Origin of the sequence: Trebonia sp., assembly GCF_030042015.1 — a bacterium.
GTDB lineage: Bacteria > Actinomycetota > Actinomycetes > Streptosporangiales > Streptosporangiaceae > Trebonia.
In genome coordinates this window covers 1-7,664 of record NZ_JASIAL010000215.1, presented here as the reverse complement: position 1 = coordinate 7,664, position 7,664 = coordinate 1, and the positions used below count along the sequence as shown (strand labels likewise).

Below are 7,664 nucleotides of genomic sequence, written 5' to 3'. Positions count from 1 at the left end.
TGAACGTCAACGGCGGCGCGATCGCGCTCGGCCACCCGCTCGGCGCTTCCGGCGCCCGCATCGTGTTCACGCTGGCCTGCGAGCTGCGCCGGCGCGGCGGCGGGGCCGGCGCGGCCGGCCTGTGCGGCGGCGGCGGCCAGGGCTCGGCGCTCCTGCTGCGGGTGCCGCGCTGACCACGCTGACCACGCTGGATGCGGCAGCGCTCGCCGAACGCGTGCGTGCCGGGGACGTCCGCGCGCTCGCCAAGGTGATCTCGATGGTCGAAAACGGAGAAAGCGGGGTCCGTTCGGTAATAAAAGACCTGGCCCCCATGGTCGCGGGCGCGCGGGTCATCGGCCTGACTGGGGCGCCGGGCGCGGGAAAGTCCACCGTGACCAGCGCACTTGTCAAGGCGTTGCGCGCCCGCGGTGAGCGGGCCGCGGTGCTCGCGGTGGACCCGTCGTCGCCGTTCTCCGGCGGCGCGCTGCTCGGCGACCGGGTGCGGATGCAGGAGCACGCGACTGACCCCGGCGTGTTCATCAGGTCGATGGGGAGCCGCGGCCAGCTCGGCGGGCTGGCCGCCGCGACCCCGCAGGCGATCCGGGTGCTCGACGCCGCCGGGTTCGGGGTGATCCTGATCGAGACCGTCGGCGTGGGGCAGGCCGAGGTGGAGATCGCGGCGGCCGCGGACACGACGGCGCTGCTCGTCGTGCCCGGCATGGGGGATGCGGTGCAGGCGGCGAAGGCGGGGGTGCTCGAGGTCGCCGACGTGCTCGTCGTGAACAAGGCGGACCGGCCGGAAACCCAGCGGACGGTCCGCGACCTGCGGTCGATGATCGCGCTTTCCGCCGGGCGGTGGAGGCCGCCGGTGGTGACGACGGTCGCGACCTCGGGCGAGGGGGTGGACGAGCTGGTCCGCCAGCTGGACCGGCACTGGGCGTGGCTGGCGGAAAGCGGCGAGCGGGCGCGGCAGCGGCTGGCCCGGGCGCGCGATGAGGTGAGCGCGCTGGCGTTCGGCGCGGTGCGGGCGCGGCTTGAGGTACCCGACGAGCTCGCGGCCCGGGTGGCGGACGGCAGGCTGGGCCCGCACGAAGCGGCCGAGGAGCTGCTCGCCAGCGTCGGTCTTTAAGACACTGACGCCGAACGATCCCTGGCGACTGCCCGCCGTCACTTGACTGTGACGTAGATCATCGGCGCCATCCAGCCCAAGTGCGTGGAGTTGCCGACGTATTCGGCCGACCAGGTGGCGGACGCGGGGTCGGTGAAGGTCGCGCTGAATTTGCCGCTTGAATTGGTGCGCGGCACCGCGATATAGTACCACTTTTTGCTTCCTTTTTCGAGGAAGATGATTTGTACCGGCTGGTTGGCGTAGTTCCGCCAGCCTCCCAGGTAGAACTGCAGGATTCCGCTGACGGTAAGCTTTCCTCCGCTGCCGACGGTCCGCTTTGACACGCTGAATGACGTGATGCGGTCCTCGTACTTCCACGCGAGCACCTTGCCGCTTGCCGCGGACAGGAAACCCGTGCCCGCCACGTTGGTGGTCCCGGCGTACCACGCGCGGTAGTACGCGTAGTTCCGCTTCGCTTCGAGCGTGCCGCTGAACGCCCAGCCGCCGTTGCCGCACACGACGCTCTGCTTGGGCACGGTGCCCAGCGTGTGCCACGGCCCGTTGGGGCCCGCCGCGTACTGGATGGTCAGCCCGGACAGCGAGGGAATGTAGCCGGGGGTCCCGGCCGCGAGCGCCAGGCAGCCGCGGAAGCTGACCTGCCAGGACGTGTTCAGCGTCGCCTGGAAGCCGCTGATGACCGTGGGCAGGCTGACCTTCATCGGCAGCGTGACGCTCGCCGCGCTCAGGTACTCGCCGCCGGCCCGCAGCACCCAGTGCAGGCTGGCGGACTCCTTTGGCAGCGCGGCGCTGAACCCGCCCGCGCCGTTGGTGACGGCCACCGCCACCGGGGTGTTGCTGTCGGGCCCGTCGTAGATGTCCACGGTCTCGGCTGACAGGGGCTCGGACGTCCCGTCCGGGTCGTAGCTGACGGTCCCGCCGACCGTCACCTTGCTGCCGTAGGTCACACTCTTCGCCGACAGGCTGGCCGAGATCGCGACCTGGTCGGTTTGCACCGTGAAAGTCGTCGTCGGGGTGGTCGCGCCGGCGACGGTCGTGGTCGGCTGGACCGCGACGGTGAACTGCTCCCCGGGCTGCGGGTCGGTGAACGGGAAGCTGAAGTCGCCGTTGGCGTCCGTGGTCAGGGTCACCTGATTGAGGACCGAGTCTTCCAGCACGACCGGCTGGTCCGCGTAGGCCACGGGGGTTGTGCTGCCCGGGGCCAGCATGGTGACCGTGCCGGTGAGGGCCGGCTGCTCGTTGTCGTGGCTGAGCACGGAGTTGACCTGCACGGTGATCGACGGCGTGTCCTGGAAGGCGACGGGCGGTGCGGCGTCCACGCCCGTGATCACGGTTCCGTCCGCGAACGTGACGTCCACCGTCACGTCGTAGGTGCCGAGCGGCAGGCCGTCAGGGGGCGTGCCCTCGGTGACCGGCGCGGTCCACGTGCTGCTGCCCGTGTCGGCGTCGGAGGCGGTCTCCTGGAGAGTCAGGTCCAGCGTGTCGGCGCTGGTGCTGGTGTCCCACAGGTGCGCGAGCACGTCGCTGAGCGGCGAGGTGGAGTCCGCCGTTACCACCAGCTCCTCGACGCCCGAGGTCGCGGTAATGGCAGCGGAGACGTCCGTGACCGTGTCGATGGGACTGGCCGCCGGGGCCGGCGTCGCGACGCCGGCCGAGCGCGTGGCGCTGGCCGCGGCCGCGCCCGCGGTCGCGGCCAGCTGCGCAGAAGCCAGCCCGATCAGGGCAACTGCGAGTGCGAGGATTATCAGCACCCGTGACCGTGACATCTTGGCTCCAAAGCGGCGGCGAAACACCCGAAGTAATTATCGGCTCACAATTCACCAGAAACCAGCGCCCGACGACGCTGCGTCAGTCGCATAATAGACGACAATCTATAGAGCCCTGTCGTCCGGCTGTCCGTTGTCGAGTTCGCCCGGATCCCGGCAATCCAAGAACTAGCTATTGCCGGTCTTCGGACGCAGATGTTGCAGATTCGCTGTTTTGCGCTGTCATGATACGTGCCTGCGGGGGTGCCTGAGCCGTCCCGAGTTCGTCCCCTCACCGCCTGGCTGCGTAGTGTGTCCGGTGTGCGAAAAGCGCTTGAACTGCCCTTCGACCCGATCGATCGGGCGGCGCGTATCTGGGAGCGCCGGTTCGGGCCGTCGTCCGCGATGGCCGCGGTCACCTCGATCATGCGCGCCCAGCAGATCCTGATAGCCGAGCTCGACGCGGTCCTGCGCCCGTACGGACTGACGTTCGCCAGGTACGAGGCGCTCGTGCTGCTGTCGTTCAGCCGCGCGGGGGCGCTGCCGCTGCGGGTGATGGGGGAACGGCTCATGGTTCACCCGACCAGCGTGACGAACACCGTGGACCGGCTGGAGGCGCAGGGCATGGTCGTGCGGAGGCAGAACCCTGACGACGGCCGCGGACGGCTCGCGGAGATCACCGAACGCGGCAGGGACGCGGTCCAGCAGGCCACCCGCGACCTGATGGCGGCCGAGTTCGGCATGGGGGAGTACTCAGAAGGCGAGCGCGGCGAGCTGTTTACCCTGCTGCGCGGGCTGCGCCTGACCGCGGGCGACTTCATCGCGGGCTAGTTCCCCGGCGTGATCGCGGTGGCAGGCGCCCAGGTGCCGCCGCCGTTGAAGGTCATCCAGATCTCGTGCAGCGCCGGGTCGGCCGCCACCGCGACCCCCTGGCTGTTCGTCGTCATGCCGACATAGGTGAACCCGCCAGCGGGCGCGCCCGCGCCGGTGACGGTCGCCGGCTTCCACTGCGAGGCGCCCGCCGGCAGCACGTAGAGCCCGTTGGTCGTGGCGAGCACGAGCGTCCCGTCCGGCGCCGCGGCCAGCGATGTCGGGGTGCCGATGGACGCGATGCCCGACCACGCGGCGGCGGGCTGGGGTGTCCAGATCGCTCCGCTGTCGTCCGACGTGTAGACCGTGACGGCGCCGGACGAGGGCCCGGCGCACGCGACCGCCAGGTTGGCCGAGTCCTGCAGGGCGAGCAGCGCGCGGGACGGCAGTCCGTTGGCCTGGGCCGGCCCGGGCTGGCAGTCGACGGTACCCGCCTGCTGCCAGACGCCGCCGATCGGACCGGAGTAGAGCGCCCCGTTCGGCGCGATCAGGTATCCGGTGGTGGACGTGAGCGCGAGCACCGCCGACGTGGCGGCGCCGCCGTCGGTGAGGCCGTTCGTCGGGTCGCCGACGGGCACCCAGTCGTCGTTGCCGGCGGACGTGGTCATCAGCGTGTACCTGGTGCAGTCCGCGGCGAAGTCCGCGCCGGTGCCCGAGCACGTGGCGAACAGCGCGTAAGCCCGGTGGTTCACCGTCTCGAGGTCGGTGACCCGCTGCCCGTCGGTGTCGACCTGGTTCCAGGTGGTCCCGCCGTCGTGCGTGGCCCACAGCCCGGGCCCGAACGCCCACCCGTTCACGCCGTCGAGGAACCTGATCGCGCTCACACCGACGGCGCCGTCCGGTCCGCTGGTCTTCGGCGCCGGCCCGCCCTCCCAGGTCTGCCCGGCGTTGTCCGTGCGCACGATCGACGTGCAGATGTAGGGGTTCTGGTCGGCGCAGTGCCCTGCCGTGCCGCCCTGCCCGATCGCCCAGCCGAGCTGCGTGCTGACGAAAGTGACCGACACCGGCTGGAAGTTGGCGGGGACCGGGTGCAGCGCTCCGCTGCCCGCGGTCGAGGTCGCCGGCGACGCGAGCCGGCTCCCCGACCCGGTCGGCCGCGGCGTTCCGCTGTTCGACGCGGGACTGCTTCCCGCCGCAACCGGGGTTCCCGTCACCGGTGAGGGGGCGACGCGCAGCGCCAGCACGTTCGGCACGGCGACCGCGGCCGCCGCGGCCACGGCGGCCGCCGACGCCAGCGTGATGGCGAGCTTGCGCAGCTTGCGGCGCCGTGCCTTGCGGGTGATCAGCTGGAACGTGCCCGGCGGTGGCGGCAGCGGCCGCACCTGCTGGTTCAGCCAGCTGTCGAGGGGATCGCGATTGTCGTTACCTGGCATCGCACGCACCGTTTCCGCCCGCGCTGTTTCCGCCCGCGCCGCGTGTCCTGCCGTGACCGCCCGCGGCGTTAGCCGCGAGCGCCTCCTTCAGCCGCGCCCTGGCATGGTACAGGTCTGCCTTGATCGTGCCTTCCGGCCGCTTGAGCAGCAACGCGATCTCCCGCACCCCGAAGCCGGCGTAGTAGTGCAGCAGGAACGGGTCGCGCAGCCGGGCGGGCAGGGCCTGGATCAGCTCGCGGACGTCGACCTCCTGCGCCGGGTCGGAGAACGGCTCGTGTTCCGCGCCGGCGGACACGCTGCGCATCGCCCGGCGCTCCCGCTCCGTCTTGCGCCAGTGGTCCCGCACCAGGTTGGTCGCGATCATGTACAGGTAGCTTTGCGGATTGTCGAGCTTGTCGGGGCTTGTCCACTTCGAAAGCAGCCGCACGAACGCCTCGGAAGCGATCTCGTGCGCGGTCTCGTCGTCGTCCACAAGCCGCCGGACCCAGCCTGCCAGCTTCGGGTAGTTAGCGGTGAACAACTGCTCGGCCAGCGCGCGGCGGGCGCCCGTGCCGGAGGTGAGCGTGGCGTAAGGGCCGGTCTCGGCGCTCGCGTCCGTGCCCACCGGACCTCCCTGCTTCCGCGCTGCCCGCCATTCGTCATCTGGAGCCGTGGCGGTCAGCGCGGCGCCGGCGCCACCGAAGGTGATGAGTTCATCAAGCGGTGGTGCATCCCCGAGGGTATTTGTCGGGTACATCAATGGGTACCACACCTTCGCACGGCAGCGGCAGGGCTGTTTTCCCGGACTTTCCCGGACTGTTGTCCCTAATGGACGCCGCTCGCCGCCGGCCGGTTGCGATTTTTTCTCCCCACGATTCGCGGTTGCCTCTCCCGCACCGCCCTGCCCAGCCAAACCCGGCGCTCGCCAGGCCCGGCCCGCCCGGTCCGCCCGGCCCGCCCGACCCGCCCCCCGGCCGGCCGCCGGCCGGGGCAAACCACCCATATCGGGCGCGATCTGCCCTGCGCAGCCAAGTTAGGACCCGATCCGCAGGGACAAAACATGACAAAACCGGGCATCGGGGCTGCGGCTCGGGTCCTAAGTTAGCCGCCTGATCCGTGCCCGGTGCGGCGCGGGTGAGCTAGGCTGGTTCCGGTAGATAGTAGGACGTCCTACTATCTCGGCCGGCCGGCTGGCAGCCTGAGGGGAAGTCCGTGATGACGGAGCAGAAAGTGACGACGCAGACCGGGGAAGCGGACGTGACCGGGCGCGCGCGCTGGCGGCGCGCCTACGACGCGGCCGCCAAGCGCGACGCCGACTTCACCACGCTGTCCGGCCTGCACGTCGATCCGGTGTACGGCCCGCCGGACGGCGCGGAACCCCCCGCTGGCATCGGGTGGCCGGGCGAGTTCCCGTTCACCAGGGGCCTGTACGCAACCGGTTACCGCGGCAAGCCGTGGACGATCAGGCAGTTCTCCGGGTTCGGCAACGTGCGGCAGACCAACGAGCGGTACAAGATGCTGATCAACGCGGGCGGCAACGGCCTGTCCGTCGCGTTCGACATGCCCACGCTGATGGGCCGCGACTCCGATGACCCGCGATCCGCAGGCGAGGTCGGGCAGTGCGGCGTGGCGGTCGACTCGGCCAGGGACATGGACGCGCTCTTCGCCGGGATTCCGCTCGACGCGACGACCACGAGCATGACGATCAGCGGGCCGGCCGTCCCGGTCTTCTGCATGTACCTGGTCGCCGCGGAGCGCCAGGGCAAGGACATCACGGCCCTCGACGGCACCCTGCAGACCGACATCTTCAAGGAGTACATCGCCCAGAAGGAATGGCTGTTCGCCCCCGAGCCGCACCTGCGGCTGATCGGCGACCTGATGGAGTTCTGCAGCCGGCATGTGCCCAGGTACAAGCCGCTGTCCGTGTCCGGCTACCACATCAGGGAAGCCGGCTCCACCGCCGCTCAGGAGCTGGCGTTCACCCTCGCCGACGGCTTCGCTTACGTGGAGCTCGGCATCAAGCGGGGTCTTGACGTCGAGGAGTTCGCGCCCGGCCTGTCGTTCTTCTTCGACGCGCACATCGACTTCTTCGAGGAGATCGCCAAGTTCCGGGCCGCCCGGCGGATCTGGGCCAGGTGGCTGCGCGACGTCTACGGCGCCAAGTCGCCGCGCGCGCAGTGGCTGCGCTTCCACACCCAGACCGCGGGCGTCTCGCTGACCGCGCAGCAGCCGGACAACAACATCGTCAGGACCGCCATCGAGGCGCTGGCCGCCGTCCTGGGCGGGACCAACTCGCTGCACACCAACGCCCTGGATGAGGTGCTCGCGCTGCCGGGGGAGGCCGCGGCCGAGACCGCGCTGCGCACCCAGCAGGTGATCATGGAAGAGACCGGCGTGGTCAACGTGTCGGACCCGCTGGGAGGCTCCTGGTACGTCGAGGCGCTGACCGACCGTCTAGAGCAGGAGGCCGAGGCGATCTTCGCGCAGATCCGCGCGATGAGCCAGGACGGTTCGATGACCGGCGGGATCCTGGCCGGCATCGAGAACGGCTGGTTCGTCGGCGAGATCGCCGAGGCCTCCTTCGCCTACCAG

Annotated in this window: 6 protein-coding genes and 1 pseudogene; 4 read left to right on the top strand and 3 right to left on the bottom strand. The window is 70.6% G+C overall.

Features of this window, described 5'->3' with window-relative positions; translation table 11 throughout:
- Together Q1N79_RS11255 and meaB are read left to right on the top strand one after the other, a co-directional pair.
- Positions 1 to 173: pseudogene (locus Q1N79_RS11255) on the top strand (acetyl-CoA C-acyltransferase); the annotation flags it as partial.
- A 14-nt stretch (positions 174 to 187) separates the two neighbouring features.
- Positions 188 to 1,108: a methylmalonyl Co-A mutase-associated GTPase MeaB gene (gene meaB, locus Q1N79_RS11250; RefSeq protein WP_300607960.1), complete on the top strand. Its 921-nt coding sequence runs from the start codon at positions 188 to 190 to the stop codon at positions 1,106 to 1,108.
- A 38-nt stretch (positions 1,109 to 1,146) separates the two neighbouring features.
- On the opposite strand, the gene Q1N79_RS11245 is transcribed toward meaB, so the two are convergent.
- The gene (locus tag Q1N79_RS11245) at positions 1,147 to 2,871 is read right to left on the bottom strand and encodes a hypothetical protein (protein WP_300607959.1); all 1,725 of its coding nucleotides are present in this window, start codon (positions 2,869 to 2,871) and stop codon (positions 1,147 to 1,149) included.
- A 300-nt stretch (positions 2,872 to 3,171) separates the two neighbouring features.
- Between Q1N79_RS11245 and Q1N79_RS11240 the strand changes: the two genes are divergently transcribed.
- Positions 3,172 to 3,681: a MarR family winged helix-turn-helix transcriptional regulator gene (locus Q1N79_RS11240; protein ID WP_300607957.1), complete on the top strand. Its 510-nt coding sequence runs from the start codon at positions 3,172 to 3,174 to the stop codon at positions 3,679 to 3,681.
- On the opposite strand, the gene Q1N79_RS11235 is transcribed toward Q1N79_RS11240, so the two are convergent.
- Together Q1N79_RS11235 and Q1N79_RS11230 are read right to left on the bottom strand one after the other, a co-directional pair.
- Positions 3,678 to 5,093: a hypothetical protein gene (locus Q1N79_RS11235; RefSeq protein ID WP_300607954.1), complete on the bottom strand. Its 1,416-nt coding sequence runs from the start codon at positions 5,091 to 5,093 to the stop codon at positions 3,678 to 3,680. The two genes, Q1N79_RS11240 and Q1N79_RS11235, sit on opposite strands and share 4 nt — an antisense overlap.
- Positions 5,083 to 5,697, bottom strand: a complete 615-nt coding sequence (locus Q1N79_RS11230; RefSeq protein WP_300607951.1) for an RNA polymerase sigma factor — start codon at positions 5,695 to 5,697, stop codon at positions 5,083 to 5,085. Before Q1N79_RS11230 ends, Q1N79_RS11235 begins: the two co-directional genes overlap by 11 nt.
- A 590-nt stretch (positions 5,698 to 6,287) precedes the next feature.
- Here Q1N79_RS11230 and Q1N79_RS11225 point away from each other — a divergent pair.
- A partial coding sequence (locus tag Q1N79_RS11225; protein WP_300607948.1) for a methylmalonyl-CoA mutase occupies positions 6,288 to 7,664 on the top strand: 1,377 nt, incomplete at its 3' end.

Bases quoted from the DNA above. Each gene is read 5' to 3' on its own strand.
- Q1N79_RS11245 (WP_300607959.1), bottom strand. From the start codon at position 2,871: ATGTCACGGTCACGGGTGCTGATAATCCTCGCACTCGCAGTTGCCCTG.
- Q1N79_RS11235 (WP_300607954.1), bottom strand. From the start codon at position 5,093: ATGCCAGGTAACGACAATCGCGATCCCCTCGACAGCTGGCTGAACCAG.